General features: G+C 70.5%; 16 protein-coding genes. 11 read left to right on the forward strand and 5 right to left on the reverse strand.

The features are described 5' to 3' along the window. Positions 1–106: 106 nt before the first annotated feature. Positions 107–1,795, forward strand: coding sequence for a carbohydrate binding domain-containing protein (locus ACFY1U_RS13900; protein ID WP_390694343.1), 1,689 nt, complete (start codon positions 107–109; stop codon positions 1,793–1,795). A 141-nt stretch (positions 1,796–1,936) separates the two neighbouring features. Then, positions 1,937–2,671, forward strand: a complete 735-nt coding sequence (locus ACFY1U_RS13905; RefSeq protein WP_390694344.1) for a hypothetical protein — start codon at positions 1,937–1,939, stop codon at positions 2,669–2,671. 7 nt (positions 2,672–2,678) lie between these two features. Here the strand turns inward: ACFY1U_RS13905 and ACFY1U_RS13910 are convergent, their stop codons facing one another. The 4 genes from ACFY1U_RS13910 to ACFY1U_RS13925 form a co-directional block, all read right to left on the reverse strand. Beyond that, positions 2,679–3,929: an alpha-L-fucosidase gene (locus ACFY1U_RS13910; RefSeq protein ID WP_390694345.1), complete on the reverse strand. Its 1,251-nt coding sequence runs from the start codon at positions 3,927–3,929 to the stop codon at positions 2,679–2,681. A 3-nt stretch (positions 3,930–3,932) separates the two neighbouring features. Beyond that, the gene (locus ACFY1U_RS13915) at positions 3,933–6,977 is read right to left on the reverse strand and encodes an alpha-mannosidase (RefSeq protein ID WP_390694346.1); all 3,045 of its coding nucleotides are present in this window, start codon (positions 6,975–6,977) and stop codon (positions 3,933–3,935) included. Positions 6,978–7,041: 64 nt separating this feature from the next. Beyond that, positions 7,042–8,379, reverse strand: coding sequence for a 6-phospho-beta-glucosidase (locus ACFY1U_RS13920; protein ID WP_390694347.1), 1,338 nt, complete (start codon positions 8,377–8,379; stop codon positions 7,042–7,044). Then, on the reverse strand, positions 8,376–9,140 hold the full coding sequence (locus ACFY1U_RS13925) for a DeoR/GlpR family DNA-binding transcription regulator (protein ID WP_365837892.1): 765 nt from the start codon (positions 9,138–9,140) through the stop codon (positions 8,376–8,378). The genes ACFY1U_RS13920 and ACFY1U_RS13925 overlap by 4 nt, the downstream gene beginning before the upstream one ends. 129 nt (positions 9,141–9,269) lie before the next feature. Between ACFY1U_RS13925 and ACFY1U_RS13930 the strand changes: the two genes are divergently transcribed. From ACFY1U_RS13930 to ACFY1U_RS13970, 9 genes are all read left to right on the forward strand, one after another. Continuing rightward, positions 9,270–10,304 (forward strand): carbohydrate kinase family protein, encoded by a 1,035-nt coding sequence (locus ACFY1U_RS13930; protein WP_390694348.1) that lies wholly within the window; start codon positions 9,270–9,272, stop codon positions 10,302–10,304. Between the two features lie 62 nt (positions 10,305–10,366). After that, positions 10,367–11,644, forward strand: coding sequence for an ABC transporter substrate-binding protein (locus ACFY1U_RS13935; protein WP_390694349.1), 1,278 nt, complete (start codon positions 10,367–10,369; stop codon positions 11,642–11,644). Between the two features lie 34 nt (positions 11,645–11,678). Then, a complete protein-coding gene (locus tag ACFY1U_RS13940; protein WP_390694525.1) occupies positions 11,679–12,653 on the forward strand; it encodes a carbohydrate ABC transporter permease in 975 nt (324 codons plus the stop codon). After that, positions 12,650–13,519 carry a carbohydrate ABC transporter permease gene (locus ACFY1U_RS13945; protein ID WP_390694350.1) on the forward strand — a complete coding sequence of 290 codons (870 nt, stop codon included), beginning with the start codon at positions 12,650–12,652 and terminating at the stop codon, positions 13,517–13,519. The genes ACFY1U_RS13940 and ACFY1U_RS13945 overlap by 4 nt, the downstream gene beginning before the upstream one ends. Positions 13,520–13,546: 27 nt before the next feature. Continuing rightward, on the forward strand, positions 13,547–14,803 hold the full coding sequence (locus ACFY1U_RS13950) for an alkaline phosphatase family protein (protein ID WP_390694351.1): 1,257 nt from the start codon (positions 13,547–13,549) through the stop codon (positions 14,801–14,803). Beyond that, positions 14,800–17,739 carry a glycoside hydrolase family 2 TIM barrel-domain containing protein gene (locus tag ACFY1U_RS13955; RefSeq protein WP_390694352.1) on the forward strand — a complete coding sequence of 980 codons (2,940 nt, stop codon included), beginning with the start codon at positions 14,800–14,802 and terminating at the stop codon, positions 17,737–17,739. Before ACFY1U_RS13950 ends, ACFY1U_RS13955 begins: the two co-directional genes overlap by 4 nt. Before the next feature lie 46 nt (positions 17,740–17,785). After that, positions 17,786–19,633 carry a LamG-like jellyroll fold domain-containing protein gene (locus tag ACFY1U_RS13960; RefSeq protein WP_390694353.1) on the forward strand — a complete coding sequence of 616 codons (1,848 nt, stop codon included), beginning with the start codon at positions 17,786–17,788 and terminating at the stop codon, positions 19,631–19,633. Positions 19,634–19,652: 19 nt separating this feature from the next. Then, the gene (locus tag ACFY1U_RS13965; RefSeq protein WP_390694354.1) at positions 19,653–21,326 is read left to right on the forward strand and encodes a PHP domain-containing protein; all 1,674 of its coding nucleotides are present in this window, start codon (positions 19,653–19,655) and stop codon (positions 21,324–21,326) included. Between the two features lie 37 nt (positions 21,327–21,363). Next, positions 21,364–22,194 carry a PaaX family transcriptional regulator C-terminal domain-containing protein gene (locus ACFY1U_RS13970; protein WP_390694355.1) on the forward strand — a complete coding sequence of 277 codons (831 nt, stop codon included), beginning with the start codon at positions 21,364–21,366 and terminating at the stop codon, positions 22,192–22,194. On the opposite strand, the gene ACFY1U_RS13975 is transcribed toward ACFY1U_RS13970, so the two are convergent. Then, complete coding sequence (locus ACFY1U_RS13975) at positions 22,185–22,640, reverse strand: MaoC family dehydratase (RefSeq protein ID WP_030936488.1); 456 nt, start codon at positions 22,638–22,640, stop codon at positions 22,185–22,187. The genes ACFY1U_RS13970 and ACFY1U_RS13975 overlap by 10 nt on opposite strands. Between the last annotated feature and the right edge of the window lie 7 nt (positions 22,641–22,647).

The raw sequence follows: 22,647 nt of genomic DNA on the forward strand, positions 1-22,647 counted from the left end.
TTCCGCGTCAGGTATTGACAGCAGGATTGGTCCATACCACCTTGTGTTGCGCAGTTCCCTGCATCTCTGTGCACTCCCGAACACCCCCATTCCCCAGGGAGATCGCGTGCGCAACACACTCGGACGTCACAGACGTCGGCTTCTTGCTCTGCTCGGCTCCGCTGCTCTCGCGCTCGCCGGAGCCATCGCTCTACCCGGTACGGCCCAAGCGGCCAACATCCTGACGAATCCCGGCTTCGAGTCGGGCAGTCTCTCCCCCTGGACCTGCACCGGCAACCTCGGTTCGGTGGTCTCCTCCCCCGTGCACGGCGGATCCAAGGCCCTGCAGGGGGCGGTGACCGACAGCGACAACGCTCAGTGCACCCAGACCGTCTCCGTGCAGCCCAACACGACGTACAGCCTCAGCGGTTGGGTGCGTGGCAGTTACGTCTACCTGGGCGTGAGCGGCGGTGCGTCGAACTGGACGACCTCCCCGTCGGCGTACAGCCAGCTGTCCGTCTCGTTCACCACGGGCGCCTCGCAGACCAGCGCCACGATCTACGTCCACGGCTGGTACGCCCAGGGCACCTACTACGCCGACGACATCAGCCTCGACGGCCCCGGCGGCGGGGGCGGCGGCTCGGACACCCAGGCGCCGACCGCGCCGACCGGGCTGACCTCCACCGGCAAGACCTCGTCGAGCGTGTCGCTGCAGTGGAACGCCTCGACGGACAACGTCGGCGTCACGGCGTACGACATCTACAGCGGCTCGAACAACGTCCTCAGCGTCTCCGGTACGACCGCCACGGTCAGCGGGCTCTCGCCGAGCACGTCGTACACCTTCACCGTCAAGGCGCGGGACGCGGCCGGGAACACCTCCGGGGCCTCCAACTCCGTCTCCGTCACCACGGACGCGGGCGGCGGTGGCGGCACCGGGTTCAAGCAGGCCGCGCCCTATCTGTACGAGGGCTGGGGCGACCCGCCGAGCCCGTCGACGGTGATGAGCGCGACCGGCGTCAAGTGGTTCACCATGGCGTTCGTGCTGGACTCCGGCGGCTGCACTCCCGCCTGGGACGGCAGCCGGCCGCTGACCGGCGGCGCCGACCAGTCCGCGATCAACGCCATCCGCTCGGCCGGCGGTGACATCGTGCCGTCGTTCGGCGGCTGGCAGGGCAGCAAGCTCGGCGCCAACTGCTCCTCCGCGAGCGCGCTCGCCGGGGCCCTGCAGAAGGTGATCGACGCCTACTCGCTGAAGGCGATCGACATGGACATCGAGAACTCCGACGAGTTCGAGAACGAGGCCGTCCAGGCGAAGATCCTCACCGCCCTGAAGACGGTCAAGGCCAACAACCCCGGCCTGAGGACCATCGTCACCTTCGGCACGTCGACAACCGGCCCGACGTACTACGGCAACCGGCTCATCGAGCAGGCGCAGTCGCTGGGCGCCAACATCGACGTCTTCACGATCATGCCGTTCGACTTCGGCGGCGGCTCCGACATGTACGGCAACACCGTGAACGCGGCTGAGGGCCTGAAGGCCAAGCTGAAGTCGACGTTCGGCTGGGACGACGCCACCGCCTACTCCCACATCGGGATCTCCGGCATGAACGGCCTGTCCGACCAGCAGGAGACCACCACTCCGGCGATCTGGACCCAGATCAAGGACTGGGCCAACAGCCATCACATCGCCCGGCTCGCCTTCTGGTCGGTCAACCGCGACCGGCCGTGCCCCGGCGGCGGCGTGGTGAGCAACTGCTCCGGAATCAGCCAGAACAACTGGCAGTTCACCTCGATCACGGCCGGTTTCACCGGCTGAGGAGCAATTGAGGAGGCTGGAAGAAGGGCTGGCGCCCGGGCCCCCGCGGCGGGAAGAATCTTGAACCGACCCGCCGCGGGGGCCTTCCCGCGGCTCGACTGCACAGGATCCGGGGGCGGCCATGACCGAGGCGGCGCAGGCGTGAGAAGACGGATCACCACTGCCGGCCGGCGTCTGTCGTTCCTCCTCGTGCTCGGGCTGACCGCCCTCCTGGCCTCCTGCGGAGTGGGCAACGACATGGGCGGCAGTGGCGAGGCGCCGGGGCAGCGCCCGGGACAGGCGGACTTACGGGCCTCGGTCGTGAGCGACCGCAAGCACCTCTTCAACGGGTCGCTCGCCTATGACCCTTCGGTGTCGATGTCCGTCGGGGGCAACCTGACGTACGACGTCCTGCTCACCGCACGCGGAGAGAAGTCGTCGCGCTTCGCACAGGCCGCGTTGGTGACCCGGGCCTTCCAGGTGGGCGGGGTGGAAGGCGCCGCGCTCACCTGCGGGAGCAGGAATGTGCGGGTGGTCATGCTCACCGATTCGGCGCCCGAACAGTTCATCGCCCAGCCGGGCGACCCCGCGGAATGGCAGTGGAGCATCTCCGCCGACGAACCGGGGGACTACGAGCTGGCGCTCACCGTCACCACGTACCAAGGCGACACGAAGCGTGCCCTCGACACCCTGCGACCCCCGATCAAGATCTACCTGACCGTCCACGACACCTGGTCGCACCGCATCGTCTCGCTGGAGGACTGGCTCATCGCGGCGGGCGGCATCGCGACCGCGCTGGTCGCCGTCTACGCGCTGCGGGCTCCCCTCACCGAACTCGTGCGAGCTCGCGGGGAAGCCCGTCGGCGGCGCGACCAGAGCCGGGACGGCTATATGTGAGCGGTCGTCAGAAGCGGCCCGACCCCCGGTACAGCTCCAGCTCCCCCTCCAACTCCACGGCGAGCACGGTCGCGTACGGATCGAGGTCGGCCTCGGTCGGCGGGTCGATCCACAACACGCCCACCGCGTCGTGCAGTCCGCCGACCACCCGGTGGCCGAGTTCCGTGCCGGTGCCGAGGACGGTGACCCTGCGGACCGCCGTCGCCAGGCCCCGGACGCCGATCTCGGCGCGCGGGATGTCGAACAGGGTGAGGTAGAGCGTGCGGCGGTCGGCGGAAAGGGTGCTGGGGCCGTAGTGGTGCCCGGCCGGCAGGCCGCGCACCGTTCCGTACACCGCCTCCGCGTGCCCCCGGATCCACTCCCCCAGGCCCTCCAGCCGTTCGACCTGCGGCTGCGGGATGGTGCCGTCCTCCATGGGGCCTACGTCCAGAAGGAGGTTCCCGCCGCCGCCGATCGTCTCCGTGAAGTAGCGGATCAGCTGGGCGAGCGACTTGTGGTTGTGGTCGTGGTGCTGGTAGCCCCACGAGTCGTTGATGGTCAGGCACAGCTCCCAGGGGCCGTCAGGCGGCACGATGGGGGCGCCCTGTTCCGGCGTCGCGTAGTCGCCCTCGCTGAGCATGCGGGCGTTGAAGACGACGTCGGGGACGTACGACCGGATGAGCGCGGCGAGTTCGGGGATGCGCCACTGCTCCTCGCTGCGGTCCCACTCGCCGTCGAACCACATCAGGTCGGGCCGGTAGCGGGAGGCCAGCTCGCGGATCTGGCCGTCGCGGTAGGCGATGAACCGTTCCCAGGCGTCCAGGTCCTCGTCCTCGGCCGCGACCTCCGAGTAGCGGTTGTCCTCCTGCTCCGGCGGGCGGCCCGGCTTGCGCGTGGACGCGTAGTCGGGGTGGTTCCAGTCGGAGTGGGAGTAGTAGAAGCCGACCTTGAGGTCCTTCTCGCGCAGGGCCTCGGCGTAGGGGCCGAGGTAGTCCTTGCTGAGGTTGAGGTCTCCGTACTGCGTGTCCCACAGGGCCACGCCGTCATGGTGACGGGAGGTCAGGACCGCGTACTTCGCGCCTGCCCGGGCGAACAGGTCCGCCCAGGCCTTCGGGTCGTACTTGGCACCCGTGAAGCGCTCCAGCTGGGACATGTACCGGTCGTGCGGCACGATGTCGTCGTAGAACGACCAGGACTCCTGGACGCCGTCGACGGCGTAGATGCCCCAGTGGATGAAGATCCCCAACTTGGCGTCGGTGAACCAGGGTTGCATGGCCATGCGTCAGCCCCTCCGCAGCCGGAGCGTCAGGATCTGGAAGGGGCGCAGCGTGACCGGGACGGCTCCCTCGACGGCCTCCGCGTCCTCCAGCGGGCGCTCCAGGAGGTCGGTGACCTGCGCGCCGGCGAGCGGGAAGCCGGTGTGCAGGACGCCCTGGGCGCGGCCGCCGCGGGACTCGTAGAGCCGGACGACCACGTCGCCGGACTCGTCGTCGGCCAGCTTGACCGCCTCGACGGTGACTCCCTCGCCGTCCACCGAGACGACCGGCTCCGGCGCACCCGCCGAATCCGCCACCCGGAGGGGGAGGTTGAGGGCGTAGCCCTCCGCGACCGCGTCCTCGATGCTCGCGCCGGGGAGGAGGGAGTAGACGAAGCGGTGGCGGCCCTGGTCGGCCTCCGGGTCCGGGATCCGCGGGGCGCGCACCAGGCTGAGGCTGACGCGGGTCGTCGTACCGCCGTCCTCGCGGACCGTGCGGGAGACGTCGTGGCCATAGGTCGAGTCGTTGATGACCGCGACGCCGTAGCCGGGCTCGGCGATGTGCACCCAGCGGTGGCCGGAGACCTCGAAACGGGCCGCCTCCCAGCTGGTGTTGGTGTGCGTGGGCCGCTGGATGTGGCCGAACTGGATCTCCGCGGAGGAGTGCGGGGCGCGGATGTCGACCGGGAAGCCCGCCTTGAGGATCTTCTCGGCCTCGTGCCAGTCGATGTCGGTCTCGAAGTCGATACGGGGGCTGCCGGCGCGCAGGGTGATCGTCTGGGTGAGCCTGGAGCCCTTGCCGAAGCTGCGCTCCACGCGGATCGCGCCGAGCAGCGGGTCCTGTTCGACGACCGTGACCGAGTCGGCGTCCAGCAGGTCGGTGTAGCGGTTCTTGTAGTGCTTGTCGATGTCCCAGGCGTCCCAGTAGTTCGGGAGGTCGGTGTGCAGGCGGAGCAGGTTGCCCTGGTCGGCGAGGACCTCGCGGCCGCCGGCGCGCAGATCGCGTACGGACGCCAGCGTGCCGTCCTCGGCCACCTCGACGCGGACCAGGCCGTTGTCGAGGACCCGTCCGGCCACCGTCACCGGCTGGGGCGGCTCGGCGGCCGCGAGCGGGGCGCTGCCGCTCGCGGGCACCTCGACGTACGTCGGGGCACCCTCGGCCGTACGGACCACCTCGGCCCGGTCGAAGGGGCTGGTGTTGAAGACGCGAGCGGAGCCACCGCCCAGCGCGGCGACCGCCTCGGCCGTCAGCTCCTCCAGCTCCTTTGCCACACGGGCGTATTCGGCCTCCGCCTCGCGGTGCACCCAGGCGATCGAGGAGCCCGGCAGGATGTCGTGGAACTGGTGGAGGAGGACCGTCTTCCACAGCCGGTCCAGCTTCTCGTACGGGTAGGCGTAGCCCGGCGCGTGCAGCGCGGCCGTCGTCGCCCACAGCTCGGCCTCGCGCAGCCGGTGTTCGCTGCGGCGGTTGCCCTGCTTGGTGCGGGCCTGGGAGGTGTAGGTGGCGCGGTGCAGCTCCAGATAGAGCTCGCCGTTCCAGACGGGGGCGTCGGGGTACTCCTCGCGGGCCTTGGCGAAGAACTCGTCCGGGTGCTCGACGACGACCTTGGGCGAACCCTCCAGGTCGGCGAGGCGACGCGCGCGTTCCATGATCTCGCGGGTGGGGCCGCCGCCGCCGTCGCCCCAGCCGAAGGGCGCGAGCGAGCGCGTTCCGGCGCCCTTCTCCGCGTAGTTGCGGACCGCGCGGTCCATCTCCTCGCCGCTGAAGCGGGCGTTGTAGGTGTCGACCGGCGGGAAGTGGGTGAAGATGCGGGTGCCGTCGATGCCCTCCCACCAGAAGGTGTGGTGGGGGAAGGTGTTGGTCTGGTTCCAGGAGATCTTCTGGGTGAGGAACCACTCGTTGCCGGCGAGCTTGGCGAGCTGCGGGTAGGCCGCGTTGTAGCCGAAGGAGTCCGGCAGCCAGACACCCTTGGTCTCGATGCCGAAGTGCTCGATGAAGAAGCGCTTGCCGTGGATGAGCTGGCGGGCGATGGCCTCGCCGCCGGGCAGGTTGCCGTCGGACTCGACCCACATGCCGCCGACCGGCGCCCACTGGCCCTTCTTCACGGACTCCTGGATGCGCGCCCAGACCTTGGGGTAGTTGTCGCGCACCCACTCGTACTGCTGGGCCTGGGAGCAGGCGAAGATGAAGTCGTCGTACTCGTCGGCGAGCGCGGTGACGTTGGAGAAGGTGCGGGACGTCTTTCGCTTGGTCTCGCGGATGGGCCACAGCCAGGCGGAGTCGATGTGCGCGTGGCCGACGCCGGAGACGGTGTGGGCGCTGGCGTGCGCGGGCTTGGCGAGGACGGGCGCGAGGACCGCGCGGACGGCGGCGGCGCTGCCGGAGACGTCGTCGAGGTCGAGGACGTCCATGGCGCGGTCCAGGGTGTGCAGGATCTCGTGGCGGCGCGGTTCGTGCTCGCCGAGGTGGACCATGAGTTCGCGCAGCACCTGGAAGTCGAGGTCGAGGTGGAAGACCTCCTCGTCGAGGACGGCGAGGTCGGCGCGCTGGAAGGTGTAGAGCGGCTTGTCGCCCGCCGTGAGGACGTCACCCAGGGGCGTGGGCTCGGCGAAGTTGTTCGCCAGGATGTCCGGGTTCGAGGCCGCCTCGACCAGGTAGTCGATCTCCTCGCCGCCCGTGGCCGGGTTGGCGATCGGCACGTACTGGTTGAGCGGGTTGACCGCCTTCAGGGGTGTCCCGTCGGTGAGGTGGACCAGCGCCTCGGCCTGGTTGCCCGGCCAGTCGCCGACGAAGCCGAGGTCGATGACGGCTTCGACGCGCCGGCCGGCCCACTCGGCGGGCACCTGCCCGCGCATCCGGAACCAGGTCGTGCCCCAGGGCGGGCCCCACGGGGTGCCCATCGCGAAGGGCTCGTACGCGGCGGCCGCGGCCTCCTCGAACGGGACCGGCTCGCCCGGCGCCTGCCAGGCCTCGACCGTCAGAGGGACGGTGGCCGCGTAGATCGCGGTCTTGATGCGCTGGTTGTGGAGGCGCTCGGCGCGCTCCTCGATCCGGCGGCGTTCGTCGTGCATGAGAGGTCTCCAGAGAGAGGGCGGCGAGAGCGCAAGACGCGGGAAAGCGCTTTCCGCCGGGAGCTTACTTCAGGTAGGAGAGGCCGGGGTGAACGTCCGTGTAGCCCTCGACCAGCCGTCGGGCCACATTCACGGAGTCGACCAGCGGGTGCAGCGCGAAGGCCTTCACGGCCGTGGTGCGGGAGCCGGACTCGGCGGCGGCGAGGACCTCGCGTTCGACGGCCTTCACCGCGCAGACCAGGCCGGTGGCGTGCTCGGGCAGCGGGGCGACGGCGACCGGGTGCGCGCCGTTGGCGTCGACCAGGCACGGGACCTCGATGACCGCCTCGGAGTCGAGCACCGAGAGGGTGCTGCGGTTGCGGACGTTGAGGATCAGGGTGGTGCGCTCGTCACGGGCGATGGCCCGCATCAGGGCGAGGGCGACCTTCTCGTAGCCGCCGGAGAGGTCGTCGGCGTCGCGCTCGCCGGCGCCCGCTGTCTCCCGGTTCTCGGCCATGTAGGTCGCCTCGCGCTCGGCGCGGGTGCGGTCCCAGGCGGCGAGGGCGTGGGCGCCCGGGTCGCGCATCTCCTCGTAGAAGTGGGCCTGCTGCTCACGCAGGAAGGCGCCGCGGGTCTTCTCGGCCTGCTGGTAGGCGCGGACGGCCTCGCGGTTGAAGTAGTAGTAGTGCAGGTATTCGTTCGGGATCGCGCCGAGGGACTGCAGCCAGTCGACGCCGAAGAGCTTGCCCTCCTCGAAGGAGCCGAGCAGGTCGGGGTCGGCGAGCAGCCTCGGCAGCTCGTCGCGGCCCGCGATGTGCAGGCCGCGCACCCAGCCGAGGTGGTTGAGGCCGACGTAGTCGATCCAGGCTTCCTTCGGGTCGCCGCCGAGGACGCGGGCGATACGGCGGCCGAGGCCCACCGGCGAGTCGCAGATGCCGATGACGCGGTCGCCGAGATGGCGGGACATGGCCTCGGTGACCAGGCCGGCCGGGTTGGTGAAGTTGATGACCCAGGCGTCCGGGGCGAGCCGGGCCACCCGCCGCGCGATGTCGACGGCCACGGGGACCGTGCGCAGGCCGTAGGCGATGCCGCCCGCGCCCACCGTCTCCTGGCCGAGGACACCCTCCGCGAGGGCGACGCGTTCGTCGTTCGCCCTGCCCTCGAGGCCGCCGACGCGGATCGCGGAGAAGACGAAGTCGGCGCCGCGCAGGGCCTCGTCCAGGTCGGTCGTGGCCGTCACCGTGGGCGCGTCCTCGACGCGGGCGGCCTGCTCCGTGAGGACGCGGGTCACCGCGGAGAGCCGGCCCGCGTCCAGGTCGTGCAGGACGACCTCGGTGACCCTGCCCTCGCCGCGGTCGCCCAGCAGGGCCCCGTACACGAGCGGCACGCGGAACCCGCCGCCGCCCAGAATCGTCAGCTTCACCCTTGCACCTTTCCTGCCACGACCACCTCGACGCCCGCCTCCTCCAGGGAGGAGCGGGTCGCCGGGTCGACCGGGGCGTTCGTCACCACCACGTCCAGGTCCTGGGGACCGCAGACCTTCGCCATGCCCGTACCCGGGAACTTCGCCTGGTCGGCGAGGAGGACGACCTTGTCGCTCGCCTTGATCATGGCGCGCTTGACCGGCACCTCGACGACCGTCGTGTCCATCACCTGCCCGCCCGGACGCACTCCACTGGTGCCGAGGAAGAGCCAGTCGGCGTGCAGCTGGCGCAGGTTGTCCTCGGTGAGGAAGCCGACCAGGGAGCGGTACTCGCGGCGGACCATGCCGCCGAGCAGGACCAGCTCGATGCCCTCGTCGTCGGCGAGTTCCTCGTAGACCACCAGATTGCTGGTGATCACGGTGAGACGGCGGCCGTGCAGCTGGCGGGCGAGCCGGAAGGCGGTGGTGCCGATGTCGAGCAGCACCGACTGGCCGTCGGCGACCATCGCGGCGGCCCGCGCGGCTATGGCGTCCTTCTCGGACACCCGCACCTCGGCGACCTCGGCGAAGGGCTGGTCGCCCTCCTCCACGACGGCGCCGCCGTGCACACGGGTGAGCAGGCCGTCCTCCTCCAGCTTGACCAGGTCGCGCCTGATCGTGGCGGGGCTCACACCCAGCTGCTCGGAGAGGTCGGTCACAGCCGCGGGCCCGCCGGAGCGCAGGGCCCGCAGGATGAGTTGGTGTCGTCGTTCTGCCAGCACGACGTGAACACTACTCGTCATCTTCAATCAAATCCATGCTCAGTTCTGCTCGGGTATTGACCAATCTCGTGGATCAGCGCACGATTCCGGTCATCGAAAATGACGAGTTTTGACGAGAGGCTGTTTCGCGTGGACGACGACAGGCCCGACGTGCTCCTGACCGGGCTGCTCTTCTACGATCTCGTCCTCACCGGGCTCGGGAAGCCGCCGACGCCGGGTGAGGAGATCTGGACGGGCGGGATGGGCTGCGGCCCCGGCGGCATCGCGAACCTGGCGGTGGCCGCGTCCCGGTTCGGCCTCAGCACCTCGCTGGCCACGGTCTTCGGCGACGACTTCTACGGCGAGTACTGCCGGGACGTCCTGTGCGACCAGGAGGACATCGACCTCTCGCTCTCCCGCACCGCGGACGGCTGGCCCACCCCCGTCACCGTCTCGCTCGCCACCGGCCACGACCGGGCCCTCGTCACCCACGGCCAGGAGCCCCCGTACTCGCAGGACACGCTGATGGGCGACCCGCCCGAGGCGCGCACCGCCCTCGTGCACATCGAGGCCGAGCCCCGCGCATGGCTCGCCAAGGCCGCCGCGAACGGCACCCAGATCTACGCCGACGTCGGCTGGGACCCCACCCAGGAGTGGTCCACCGACCTCCTCGACCAGCTGAAGCTGTGCCACGCCTTCCTCCCCAACGAGACCGAGGCGATGGCCTACACCCGCACCGACAGCGCGGTCGCCGCGCTCGGCACGCTCTCCCAACTGGTGCCGGTGGCCGTGGTCACCCGCGGCGGGGACGGCGCGGTGGCCGTCGACCAGCTCACCGGCGAGTACGCCGAGGTCCCGGCCCTCGACGTCGACGTCCTGGACGCCACCGGCGCCGGCGACGTCTTCGGGGCGAGCTTCGTCGCGGCCTCGCTCGGCGGCTGGCCCCTGGAGGAACGGCTGCGGTTCGCCGTCCTCGCGGCCGGGCTGTCCGTCGGACACCACGTCGGGGCACTCGCCGCCCCCGGCTGGTACGGCGTCGACCGCTGGTGGCGGTCGCTGAAAGATCCCGAACTGCGGCGCGCGTACGGCTTCCTGGCCGACCGGATCCCGGCCGACCCCGGACCGCCCGTGCGGCACGCCCCCGTCACCCCGCCCGCCCACACGCCCGTCGACCCCCACGCCTGAGAACGGCGGCACTGACCCCTCGAACCCCTCTCCACGTCGAACAGGAACAACAGGAGTGACCCGTGGACCTTTCTCGTAGAGGCTTCCTCCAGGCCGCCGCGCTCACCGCGGCCGCCTCCGGCCTGACCGTCGCATGCGGCGGCAGCTCGGGCTCGGGCGGCACCAAGAACGGCAAGGACCTCACCTTGTGGTACTGGGGCGGCGCGCTCAGCGACAAGGTGGTCGCGGAGGCGAAGACCCACTTCAGCGGCTCGGTCAAGCTGACCTCCGCCTCCATCGGCGGCGACTTCAAGCAGAAGCTCACCACCACCATCGCGGCCGGCACCTCCGTGCCGGACATCACCGGCATCAAGGGCGAGGACATCGCGTCCTTCCTGCCCAACGCCTCCCGCTTCCTCGACCTGAACGACCTCGGCTTCAAGAAGATCTCGTCCCAGTACCTGGACTGGAAGACCAAGCTCGCCCAGACCAAGGACGGCAAGCAGATCGGCTTCCCGATCGACATCGGCCCCACCGCGCTCTTCTACCGTGAGGACTTCTTCGCCAAGGCCGGGGTGCCCACCGACCCCGACAAGGTCGCCGCCCTGGTCAAGACCTGGGAGGACTACTTCACGCTCGGCACCGAGCTGCAGAAGAAGAACCCCGGCACCTACCTGGTCAACAACATCGGCTCCGTCTTCAACATGGCCGTCGGCCAGGGCACCCAGCGGTTCATCGACAAGAACAACCACTTCATCGGCGACCAGGACCACATCCGCGCCGCGTGGACCACGGCGGTGCGCCCCTACACCCTGGGCATCGACGCCAAGATCAACGACAACACCTGGAACGCCGCCGTCGGCAAGAACCTCCTCACCGAGCTGGGCGCGGCCTGGCACGCGCTGGACATCGAGCAGGCCGCTCCGCAGACCAAGGGCAAGTGGCGGGTGTGCGCGATGCCCGTCGGGCCGGCCAACCAGGGCGGCTCCTACCTGGCCCTGCCCAGGCAGTGCCGCAACCCCGAAGAGGCCTTCAAGATCATCAGCTGGATCCTGAGCCCCGCCAACGACGCCCGCGGCTTCACCGACGCCGCCATCTTCCCGGCCGCCCCGGCCGCGTACTCCATGCCGGCCATGACCGGCCCCGACGCCTTCTTCGGTGGGCAGAAGATCATCGAGGTCTTCGGTCCGGCCGCCAAGGCGATACCGGCCAGCTACGAGGCGCCCGCCGACGCCGCCGTGATGGCCCCCTTCATGACGGAGCTGACCAACATCGAGGCCAAGGGCAAGAAGCCCGACGACGCCTGGAAGGACGCGGTCAGCCAGGCCAAGCAGATCGCCCGCCGGCAGGGGGTGAGCTGAGGTGTCGTCCCCTCCGGTCACCGGCTCCGCCGAGGTGCCGCAGCGCCTCGGCGGGCCGGTCCCGGCCCGGTTCCGCCCGCGGCGCACCCCGCCCGCGGGCTCCGCTCGGACCAGGCGGCGCGGGCCGCTGTCGTACTGGCGGCAGTACCTGGCGATCTCGCCGTTCTACCTGATCTTCGCCGCGTTCTCCTTCTTCCCCGTCTTCTACTCGCTGTACCTGGCCTTCCAGCGCTGGGACGGCATGGGCACCATGCAGTTCGTGGGCCTGCAGCAGTTCAGGTTCCTGTGGGACGACCCGGTCTTCTGGCTGTCGATCCGCAACACCCTGGTGATCTGGGTGCTGTCCACCGTGCCCACCCTCTTCGGCGCCCTGATGCTGGCGACGCTGCTGCACTCGGTGCGCCGCTTCAAGGGCTTCTACCGCATCGCGCTGTACGTCCCGAACGTCACCTCGATCGTCGCCGTGGCGATCTTCTTCGGCGCGGTGTTCAGCAACAACTTCGGCCTGGTCAACGCGATCCTGGGCATGGTCGGCATCTCGCCGGTTCCCTGGCTGAGCAACCCGTGGCTGATCAAGCTGGTCATCGCGCTGCTGATGACCTGGCAGTGGACCGGCTACAACATGATCATCTATCTGGCCGGTCTGCAGGCGATCCCGAACTCGATCTACGAGGCGGCGAAGATGGACGGCGCGGGACCCATCCGCACGTTCTTCCAGATCACGATCCCGATCATGCGGCCGATCATCCTGTTCACCGTCATCATCTCGACCATCAACGGTCTGCAGAGCTTCAGCGAACCCCAGGTCCTGTTCGGCAGCAACGCCGCCAACGCGAACCTCGGCGGCCCCGGCCAGGCGGGTCTGACCACGTTGCTGTACTTCTACCAGTCGGCCTTCCTCAACAACGACTACGGCTACGGCGCGGCCATCGTGTGGGCCTTCTTCGTACTGATCATCATCCTCGTCGCCGTCAACTGGCGCATCACCACACGGGGGAGGAAGGCATGACGGCCGTGGACACCACGAGGCCGGCCACGGGCGGCAGGCGACGGCGCCGCCCCAGGGGCCTGACGGCACACATCATCCTCGTCGTGGCCGTCCTGGTCTCGGTCTTCCCCTTCGCGTGGACGATCGTCATGGCGACCAACACCACGCAGGACATCTACAAGAGCCCGCCGAAGTTCACCTTCGGCTCCCATCTGCTGGAGAACATCCGGCATGTGCTGAACACCATCGATTTCTTCGGGTCGATGCTCAACACGGTGATGGTCGCGACCGTCACCACCGTCCTGGTGCTGTTCGTCGACTCCCTGGCGGCCTTCACCTTCGCCAAGTTCGACTTCCCCGGGCGCAAGCTGCTGTTCGGCACACTGCTGCTGTTCATGATGCTGCCGCTGCAGCTGGCGATCCTGCCGCAGTTCATCCTCATGTCGAAGATCGGCTGGGTCGGCATGCTCAAGGCGCTGGCCCTGCCCTCCCTGGCCAACGCCTTCGGCATCTTCTGGCTGCACCAGTACATCCAGAACGGCGTTCCGGACGAACTCCTCGACGCCGCGCGCATCGACGGCGCCGGGTTCTTCCGGCAGTACTGGAACATCGCGCTGCCGATGATCAGGCCCGCGCTGTCGTTCCTCGCCATCTACGCCTTCGTCAACTGCTGGAACGACTACATCTGGCCGCTGGTCGTGCTCACGAACCCCGGCCATGTGACGCTCCAGGTGGAGCTCGCCCAGCTCAACGTCGGCCACACCACCGACTACAGCATGGTCATGGCCGGTGTACTGATGGCGGCGCTCCCGCTGGTCGTCGTGTTCAGCATCTTCGCCCGCGGGTTCATCGCGGGGGCCACCGAAGGAGCGGTGCAGGGCAGCTGAGGCGAAGTCGCGAGAGAGGGGTGGGCGGTGAGCTACGACGACGGCGGTGAGCGGCCGGGGCGGGGCAAGGTACTCGTCGTGGGCATGGACGGGTTGCGGTTCGACCGGCTCACCCGGTCTCCGTCCACGGCGCCCGTCCTGCACGGCCTGATGGCGACGGGCGCCGTCGGCACCAGCCTGCTGCCCTACGGCGAGGCCGACGGCCAGGCGGAGGACGGGCGGCCGTCGACCAGCATGGCCTACACCGACTCCGGGCCCGGCTGGTCGAGCATCCTCACCGGCGTGTGGCCCGACCGGCACGGCGTGCGGGGCAACGACTTCGTCGGCGCCGACTACGCCCGCTACCCCGACTTCCTGACCCGCGCCGCCGCGGCCCGCCCCGGTCTGCGCACCGCGGCCGCGGTGTCCTGGCCGCAACTGGTCCGCCGCGGCACCCTCGGCCCCGCCATCGGCCGACGCCGGCGCTACAACGGCGAGTTCCGCGGCTACCGGACCGCGGACCGCCGCGTCGCCCGCACCGCCCTGCGCTGGCTCACCAAGCACGACCCGGACGTCGTGTTCGTGTACTTCGGCGCCACCGACGAGGCCGGCCACGACACCGGCCCCCTCTCCCCCGCCTACGACCGGGCCCTGCTCGCCCAGGACGCCCACCTGGGGCGGCTGCTGCAGGCGATCGACGCCCGGCGCGGCGACCCGCGCAGCGCCGACGAGCGCTGGACCGTGCTGGTCACCACGGACCACGGACACCTCGACTCCGGCGGCCACGGCGGCGCCACACACGCCGAACGGGAGGTCTTCGTCATCCTCGCGGAGCCCGGCAGGCCGGCCGGCATACGGCACGCCGGCGGCCGGCCCGACAGCGCCCGGCCCGACAGCGCCCGGCCCGCCAACAGCCCACCCGACGACACCCAACCCGTCGGCGGCCGACCCGACGACCGCCGGCCCGACGAGACCGAGCCCTTCGACACCCGGCCCGCCGACAGCGGACTCAACAGCACGCGACCCGGCAGCGCCCGGCCCGCCGACAGCCGACCCGACGACACCCAGCCCGTCGGCACCGAACGCGCCGACCGCCGACCCGACAAGACGCAACCCGACAGCGCCCGGCCCGCCGACAGCCCACCCCACAGCCCCCGGCCCCCCGGCGCCCGCCTCGACTCACCCCGTCTCATCGACATAGCCCCCACCGTCCTGGACCGGCTCGGCATCCCCGTCGACCCCGCCTGGGGCCTGCAGGGCCGCGTCCTCCCCCGGCCCACCGCACCCACTTCGGACAGGTCATGACCGACGCACTCCCCGCCGATCCCCTGATCGCCCTCCGCCCCTGGCAGGCACCCGAGGTGACCTCCTGGGGCCGCCTCCCCATGAACGCCACAGGCCGGCGCTCCGGAGCCCTCTCCCTGGATGGCGACTGGCGTTTCCAGTTGCTTCCCGCTCCGGACGCGCCGGCCGGCGGTGACTGGTCCACGTCGTACGTCCCCGGCGTCTGGACCATGCAGCCCGCCGGTGCCGGCGACCTGCCGCAGTACACCAACGTCCGCATGCCGTTCCCCGAGTTCCCGCCCGGCTCACCGGACGCCAATCCGACGGGCGTGTACGAGCGCGAGGTGGACGTCCCCGCCGACTGGGCGGGGCGCCGGATCGTGCTCCAGGTCGGGGCCGCCGAGAGCGTGCTGCTGGTGCAGGTGGACGGGCGGCCCGTGGGGATCTCCAAGGACTCCCATCTGGCCGCCGAGTTCGACCTCTCGGGCGTGGTGCGGGCCGGCGAGCGGTCGGTCGTACGGCTGACCGTCGTGAAGTGGTCGGACGCCTCGCACATCGAGGACCAGGACCAGTGGTGGCACGGCGGCATCACGCGCTCGGTGCTGCTGTACGCGACCGATCCCCTGCACCTGGCCGACGTGACCGTGCGGGCGTCGTACGGCGGCGAGCTGCGCGTCGACTGCCGGGTGCGGGACGCGCGCGGCGCACTGCCCGAAGGGTGGTACGTCAGTGGCGAGCTGGACGGTCAACTCCTCGGCCAGGACCGGGAGTTCGACCGCGTCAACGCCGAGGACGACCGCGTCTCCGACTTCCTCGGCGAGGCCCGCATCCATGCGACCGTCCCCGAGGTGCGCACCTGGAACGCCGAGACCCCCGAGCTGTACGACCTCACCGTCCGCCTGCACCGCGCCGACGGAACGGTCGCCGACACCTCGCGGCAGCGCATCGGCTTCCGCGACGTCGAGATCGCCGGACGGGACCTGCTCGTCAACGGCGAGCGGGTGTTCATCCGGGGCGTCAACCGGCACGACTTCCATCCGCTGACCGGCCGCACGGTGTCGTACGACGACATACGCGCGGACCTCGTCCTGCTCAAGCGGTTCGGTTTCAACGCGATCCGCACCTCCCACTACCCGAACGACCCGACGCTCTACGACCTGGCCGACGAGCTCGGCTTCTACGTCGTCGACGAGGCGGACATCGAGTCCCACGACCACGCCCATGAGATCGCCGACGACCCGCGCTACCTGGGCGCCTTCGTGGACCGGGTCTCGAGGATGGTGCTGCGGGACAAGAACCACCCGTCGATCATCATCTGGTCGCTGGGCAACGAGTCCGACTACGGCGCGAACCACGATGCGGCGGCCGGCTGGGTGCGGCGGCACGATCCGACGCGGCCGATCCAGTACGAGGGCGCCGCGAAGCTCGACTGGGCGGCGGCGGACGACGCCTCCGACATCGCCTGCCCGATGTACGCGCCGCTGGAGGACTGCGTCGCCCACGCCCTGTCGGGCCGGCAGACCCGGCCGCTCATCCAGTGCGAGTACTCGCATGCGATGGGCAACAGCAACGGCACCCTGGCGGACCATTGGGCGGCCATCGAGTCAACGCCAGGTCTTCAGGGCGGGTTCATCTGGGAGTTCTGGGACCACGGGATTCTGCAACGCGTGAACGACGGAAGACCGGCCGGGCGCGCGGGCGCCGGGCTGTATGACAACGGTGTCGCCGCGCCCGGCCACCGCTGGGCCTACGGCGGCGACTTCGGCGAGACGATCCATGACGGAGCGTTCATCGCCGACGGAGTCGTCTTCCCGGACCGCACCCCGAAGCCGGTGCTGTACGAGCACCGGGAGCTCGCGGCACCCGTGCGCATCGAGTGCTTCAAGCACGAGGGCATCGTGCTCGGCAACCACCAGCACTTCCGGGGCCTGGACTGGCTGTCCGGCCGGTGGGAACTGTCCCTCGCCGACGGCCGCAGGCTGACCGCACCCGCCGAACTGCCCGCCCTGCGGCCCGGCGAGACGGCCGCCGTGCCGCTGCCCTTCGAGCTCCCGCGCGACGGCGGCGAGGCCTGGCTGACGCTGCGGGTGACGACCGCCGAGGACCAGCCGTGGGCACCGCGCGGCACGGACGTGTGCGCGCCCCAGGTGCAGCTGCGCGGGCCTTCCGTGTCCTGGGAGGTCCCCGTGGACGGCACCGTCGAGGTCGACGACGAGGGCCTCCTGGTCCATCCGCTGCTGACCGCCGCCCCCACCCTCTCCCTGTGGCGGGCACCCACCGACAACGACGAGCTGGGCGGCATCGCCCTGCGCTGGCGGACCTGGGGCCTCGACTCGCTCGTCCGCAAGGTCGTGTCGGTACGGCAGGACGGCGGCCGCCTCACCGTGGACGCCGAGTACGCGGGCACCGTCGGCGTCGTACGGCACCGGCAGGTGTTCACACCGGTCGAGGGCGGCATCCACGTCGACGAGGAGGCCGAACTGCCCGACGAGTTCCACGATGTGGCGCGGGTCGGCTCGGTGTTCGAGACGGTGCCCGGCCTCGACCTGCTGGAATGGTTCGGGCAGGGCCCGTGGGAGTCGTATCCCGACCGGAGCGTCGGCGCACCCGTGGGCCACCACTCCGTACCCGTCGACGCGCTGTTCACCCCCTATCTGCGCCCGCAGGAGAGCGGCGGACGGCACGGTGTACGGCACTTCACGCTGTCCGCGGCGGACGCGACCGGCCTCGCGGTCGTGCTGGACGAACCGCGCCAGGTCTCCGTCACCCGCCATCGCGCCGAGGACCTGACCGCCGCCTCGCACCACGACGAGCTGGTGCCGCGCTCCGGCTGCGTCGTGCACCTCGACGCGGCACACCGGGGGCTCGGCACGGCGTCGTGCGGCCCCGACACCTCCGCCTCGTATCTGATCCCGCCGGGGGCCCACCGCTGGAGCTGGACCCTGCGCGTTCTGTAACCCCCCGCCCTTCCCCGTTCCTCACGTCACCTTTCACGGAGCACACGTGTGCACTTCGCATGACCACAACCAGGGCGAGGCCGCGCAGGCCGGTGCCGCGCGACGCAGTTTCCTCAGAGCCACCGCGCTGCTCGGCGCCGCCGCCGGCGCCGGGGTCGCGCTGCCGGCAGTCGCCGAGGCGGCACCCGCGAGCGCGAGCAGCTGGCGGCCCGACGCCCACAGCCGTCGCTTCACGCTCGCCGTCATGCCCGACACCCAGTACCTCTTCGACGGGCCCAGCATCGACAAGGCGCCGGTCGAGGCCTCCCTGCGTTATCTGCTGGAGCACGGCAAGGACGAGAACATCGTCTTCCTGTCCCACCTGGGCGACCTCACCCAGAACGGCGCCAAGGACGAATTCGCCGGGATCAGCGAGGCGTTCCGGCTGCTGGACCGCAGGGGCGTCGGCTACAGCGTCCTGGCCGGCAACCACGACGTGCGGTCCTCGACGGACGACCAGCGCGGCTCGACGCCGTACCTGGACGCGTTCGGGCCGCAGCGGTTCAAGGGAGAGAAGACGTTCGGCGGCGCGTCCGACGACGGATACAACACCTACCACCTGTTCCGGGCGGCCGGGCGCGAGTGGCTGGTGCTCGCGCTGGACTGGCGGCTGTCGGCGAAGGGGTACGCCTGGGCGAAGGACGTGCTCGCCCAGCACCCGAAGGCGCCGGTCATCCTCACCACGCACGAACTCGTCGTCGAGGACGACCAGTTGTCGGCGTACGGGCAGCAGCTGTGGGACCAGCTGGTCGAGGAGCACGACCAGATCTTCCTCACCCTGAACGGCCACTACTGGCCCGCGGGCCGCGCGACCCGCAAGAACGCGGCCGGCAACGACGTCCACCTGCATCTCACCAACTACCAGAACCGCTACTTCGGCGGCGCGGCGATGATCCGCCTCTACCGCTTCGACCTGGACCGGAACGTCATCGACGTGGAGACCGTCTCCCCGTGGATCCTCGGCCGGGCGCGCAAGGGCCTCAATGAGCTGGAGCGGCAGGAGATCGAGCTGAGCGGTGACGCGGACCGCTTCTCCGTGGAGATCGACTTCGAGAAACGTTTCGCCGGATTCGCCCCGGTCCCCGCCCGTCCGGCCCGCCCCGCCTCCAAGGTCGTCATCCCGGGCACGGTCGCCTACTGGCGCTTCGACGGGCACGGTGACGGTACGGCGGTCGGCGGCACCGTCCGTGACCTGTCCGGACGCGGCAACGACCTGAGCCTGGTCACGGTGGGCGGCGGCGCCCTGAACTGGTCCTCCGACCACCACCCCGACCAGCCCGGTCACGGCAGCCTGGAGTTCCAGGGCTACAAGTCGCCGCTGAAGGGCGCGTATCTGAGGACGGTCGACGGCGCCCCGCTCAACTCGGTGACATTCAAGGACGGTTACACCATCGAGGCGTTCTACCGTCTGCCCGCCGACTGGGACCCGGACCACAACGCCTGGTCCGGCATCGTCAGCCGCACCGGCACGGGCGGCGCGGCCGGCAAGACCGCCGACGACCCCGACGAGCCGCTGGCCACCCTCTCCCTCTCCAACGACCGCGAGCCGCAGTGGGCGATGCGCCCGCTCAACCAGCAGGGCATCGCCACCAACTGGGGCCAGGAGACCCCGCTGGAGACCTGGTGGCACCTCGCGGTCGTCAACGACGGCAAGCACACGACCCTCTACGTCGAGGGCTGCCCGGTCGTCCGCAACCCGAAGGCCCCCGCGATCGGCATCACCTCCGTCGGACTGCCGTGGCTGCTCGGCGGCTACGAGTACGCGGGCAAGATCGACCAGATCCTGCACGGCCGCCTCGGCGACGTCCGGATCGTCTCCCGGGCGCTGCCCGTCACCTCCTTCATGAACCACTGACCCGCGACAGGGACTCACGATGACCGAGCAGCAGCTGCCCGCCTGGGCCGACCCGTCCGTCTCCCCCGCCCAGCTCGACGCCCAGGGCGTCTCGCGCCGCGGGCTCCTGCGCCGTGCAGGGATGTTCGGGGCAGCCTTCACTCTCGGGTCGGTGGCCACCCCCGCCTTCGCCGCCTCCGCCCGGCCCGCCTTCGGTGGCGACGACCCGCGCCTCGCGTATCTCGTCGGCGACCACCACGTCCACTCCGTCTACAGCCACGACGCCAAGTACACGTTCTCGCAGCAGGCGCAGGCGGCCGCCAGGTACGGCCTGGACTGGATGGTGTTCAACGAGCACTCCAACTTCGGTCACGCCCACTACGGCGCCGCGCTGGAGCACCAGGAGATCCTCAAGGCCCGCGCCGAGAACCCGCGCCAGCTGATCTTCCAGGGCCTGGAGTGGTACATCCCGGCCGCCGAGCACTGCACCGTGTTCGCCGCGCCCGGCCCGAACGAGGTCGATCTGCTCACGCAGTTCGAGCTCGCCTACGACGGCAAGCTCCTCGGCTACACCGACGGCTCCGCGACCGGCACCGACACCGCCCGCAACGAGGCGCACGCCGTCAAGGCCATCAAGTGGCTGGCCGAGCAGCGCGGTTCGGGCTACGTCGACGACGTCCTCGTCCTCGCCAACCACCCCCTGCGCCTCGGCATCGACTCCCCGCACGAGATGCGGGGCTGGCGGGACGCGGCCCCCGAGATCATGATCGGCATGGAGGGCGCGCCCGGTGCCCAGGGCGCGGCCATCCCCGGCTGGCGCGGCGCCACCTCGATCCGCGGCGAGTACGAGAACAAGCCGTCGGCGCAGTCCTGGGCGGGCTACCCGGCGGACGCGTATCTGACGTACGGCGGCTTCGACTGGGCGACGGCGACCGTCGGCGGCCTGTGGGACTCGATGCTCGCCGAGGGCCGCCTCTTCACGATCACCACCAACTCCGACAACCACCGCACGGTCTTCGACACCTGGAAGAACGGCGACTGGCAGGCCGGGCAGAACTTCGACAACACCGGCAAGCTGCCCGACCCGGTGAACACCGACACCCCGCAGCCGGGCAGCGACTTCTGGCCCGGCGAGTTCAGCCGCACCCACGTCGGCGTGACCCGCTACGGCTACCGCGCGGTGATGGCCGGCCTGCGCGCGGGCCGCGTCTGGCTCGACCACGGGCACCTGCTCGACGGCCTCGACGTCCGCGTGAAGCGGGACTGCGACGCGGGCCGGGGCGTCACGCTCGGCGGGCGGCTGCGCGTCCGCAAGGGCGAGAAGATCACCCTGTACGTCACCGTCACGACCGCCTCCCGGGCCAACCCGCAGGGCATCCTGCCCCAGTTGGCGCACGTGGACGTCATTCGGGGCGCGGTGCGCGGTCCGGTGACCGACCGGGACAGCTGGAAGGCGCCGGACACCAGGGTCGTACAGTCGAAGGACGTGTCCGGCCGCCAGGGGACGTACACCCTGCGCATCCCGCTGACCGCCGGGGACGAGTCCTTCTACATCCGGCTGCGCGGCAGTGACGGCAACCGCCACGGGGTGGGGTACCTGGGTGCCTCGGTCGACCCCAACGGGCCGATTCCGCACGAGCCCGGCAACGGTGACCCGTGGGCGGACACGTGGTTCTACTCGAACCCCGTCTTCGTCGACGTGGCAGGCGGCTGACGCGTCGAAGTGATCCTTCGCGTCGTACCGTGGCCGCATGACCGGTGAAGAGTCGTTGCGGCCGCAGTCCCTCCTGCTGACGTTTCTGGGGGACCAGGTGCTGGGGCGGGACGTCTGTGTGTACTCGGGCAGCGTGATCGATGTCTTCGCGCGTGCCGGGGTCGGTGAGCAGGCGACCCGCTCGACGCTGACCCGGATGGTCAAGCGGGGGCTGCTGCGCCGCCAGCGTGAGGGCCGCAAGATGTACTTCGGGCTGACCGAGCACTCGGCGGCGGTGCTGCGGGACGGTGAGCACCGGATCTGGCAGACCGGTGCGGTCAACCGGCACTGGGACGGCACCTGGACCCTGCTCGGGTTCTCGCTGCCGGAGTCCTGGCAGCGTCAGCGGCACGATCTGCGCTCCAAGCTCACCTGGAGCGGTTTCGGGCCGCTGTTCAGCGGTCTGTGGATCGCGCCGGGCGAGGTCGACGTGGCGGAGCTGGTGTCCGAGCTCGGGCTCGCCGCCCATGTGAAGGTCTTCCGTGCGCACGCCGACGCCGGCATGGACATCGGCGCGATGATCGAGGAGACCTGGGAGCTGTCCGAACTGGCCGCGCGCTACGAGGAGTTCGTGCGCCGCTGGGAGGCCTGGGAGAGCCGGCTGCCGGACGCCGACGACGCCCTGGCGCTGCGGCTGCGGCTGCAGGCCGAGTGGCTGCAGGTGATCCGCCGCGACCCGCGCCTCCCGGTCAAGCACCTGCCGGACGACTGGCCGGCGGAACGGGCCGAGAAGACGTTCCGGGCGGTGTACGACCGGCTCACACCGCTCGCACGGGAGGCCTCGGAGCGCCTTCTCGACCTGATGCCGGTACGCCCTGATCAGGCGTAGAACCGCGACAGGCTCTGCAGTACGGCCGCGGGCTTCGTGCCGCCCTCGATCTCGATCGTGCCGTCCACGGTGATCTGCACACCGCCCGGCACCTCCTCGACCTCCGCGAGCTTCCCGACCAGTCGGATACGGGAGCCGACCTTCACCGGGGAGGGGAAACGGACCTTGTTCAGGCCGTAGTTGACCTTCGTGGTGACGCCCTGGACGTCCAGGAGTTCGGTGAACAGGGGGATGAAGAGGGAGAGGGTGAGGTAGCCGTGGGCGATCGGGGCGCCGAAGGGGCCCTCGGCGGCGCGCTCGGGGTCCACGTGGATCCACTGGTGGTCGCCGGTGGCGTCGGCGAAGGTGTTGATGCGCTCCTGGGTGACCTCGATCCATTCGCTGGTGCCCAGGTCGCTGCCCGCGAGCTTCTTCAGTTCGTCGATGCCGTTGACGGTGACGCTCATGAGTGGT

The organism is Streptomyces sp. NPDC001351 (assembly GCF_042896045.1).
In the GTDB taxonomy this organism is placed as follows: Bacteria; Actinomycetota; Actinomycetes; order Streptomycetales; family Streptomycetaceae; genus Streptomyces.